Source organism: Moorena sp. SIO3E8 (assembly GCF_010692445.1).
Lineage (GTDB): Bacteria > Cyanobacteriota > Cyanobacteriia > Cyanobacteriales > Coleofasciculaceae > Moorena > Moorena bouillonii.
In genome coordinates this window covers 1-1,500 of the sequence record NZ_JAAHHM010000345.1, presented here as the reverse complement: position 1 = coordinate 1,500, position 1,500 = coordinate 1, and the positions used below count along the sequence as shown (strand labels likewise).

The following is a 1,500-nucleotide window of genomic DNA, read 5'->3' as shown; positions in this document are numbered from 1 at the left end:
CATTGGTGACAAGTTAAGAGAAAAAGCCTTTTGTCAAGAGGGGGGATTGCCTCAGGGTTCGAGTCGTGTGAAACTCAGAACAGACAAGTAATTGAGCCATGGTGAATCCTGATGAGCGGCCACCGAAAAACCCACCGAGACCATGCGAAAAAGACCCAACGTCCTCTAGTAGAGGACTCAGCAATAGCTGCTAAGCTAGAATCGTTGGTGAAACCGGCCATCATAGCCCAAGAGGGATACTATCGTAAACTGGGATTAAGAGACCGGATTCTTAACCTGCCCTTGATGGTAGCTGCCGTGTTAACTTTACTGTGGCGAGATGTAGCTGGGGTCAGAGAACTTAACCGAATCTTAACAAGAGAAGGCTTTTTGTGGTGTTCACCCACTCAGGTGAGTCAACAAGCAATTTCTCAGAGATTTTTGACCTTTCCGGCTCAATTATTTGAGAGAGTTTTTAAGGAGTTGCTGCCAGAATTAAGAAAGGTTTGGGACTCAAGAAAGTGCCGTCCTCTGCCAGAAAGTGTTCAGTTTACTCTATCTAAGTTTGAGAGAATTTTGATTGCCGATAATTCCACTTTAGAAGCCTTGTTTCGGAAGCTAAAAAGCTTGGCAGACATACCCCAAGGACAGTTAGCCGGCAAGATGGGAGTAGTGGTGGATGTAAAGACACGGCTTCCGGTTGAGATTTGGTTTGAGGAAAATCCCAGAGCTTCTGACACCAAATTGGAGTCGAATCTGTTGAATTTAGTAAGGGCTAAAACTTTGCTGTTACTAGATCGAGGCTTTTATCACTTTTACTTTTGGCAGCAGTTAATTGACCGAGGGATTCATTTTATTACCCGTTTAAAGAAGGGAGCTTCCCTTGAAGTTAAGCAAGTCTTCAGTGATAGTTATAGTCTTCGTGACCGTCTGATTCGGATGGGTTCTGGAACTAAAAAAACTCCGTTTGTGACTTTACGTTTAATTGAAGTGCGCTCAGGCAAAACTTGGCATTCTTATTTAACGAGTGTGCTTGACCCGATGATTTTACCTCCCTATGTCGTCGCTGATTTGTATGGACGGCGTTGGCGGATTGAAGAGGCTTTTAATACAGTTAAACGACTTTTAGGGTTAAGTTATTTATGGACTGGTTCTCTTAATGGAGTTAAGTTACAGATTTGGGGGACGTGGCTTTTTTATGCGGTTGAGCGTGGATTTAGGTGATGCTGTAGCCTCGGAGCTTTCTTTACCCTTTGACCGCATCTCTTTAGAGATGATTTATCGAGGTCTCTATCATTTTTATGTTGCTCATGACAAAGGATTAGCTTCTGACCCAGTTAAGTATTTTGCTGCCCCAGAGAATCAGGATTTAGGTATCGTCAAACAGCAGCGAAAACCCAAGGTCAAACTTATTGTTGCTCCTTTTCCTGACCGACAAAAGGGTCAGTCTGAGTTTTTCTTCAAGCCTTTTTCCTCAACCCCCTTGACAATTGGCATACAGGCTTAAGTTGTCACCGATGG

At 43.6% G+C, this 1,500-nt stretch carries 1 pseudogene; it reads left to right on the top strand.

Features of this window, described 5'->3' with window-relative positions:
• Positions 1-111: 111 nt before the first annotated feature.
• A pseudogene (locus tag F6K46_RS39675) lies at positions 112-1,486 on the top strand (IS4 family transposase).
• The last annotated feature ends 14 nt before the right edge of the window (positions 1,487-1,500 follow it).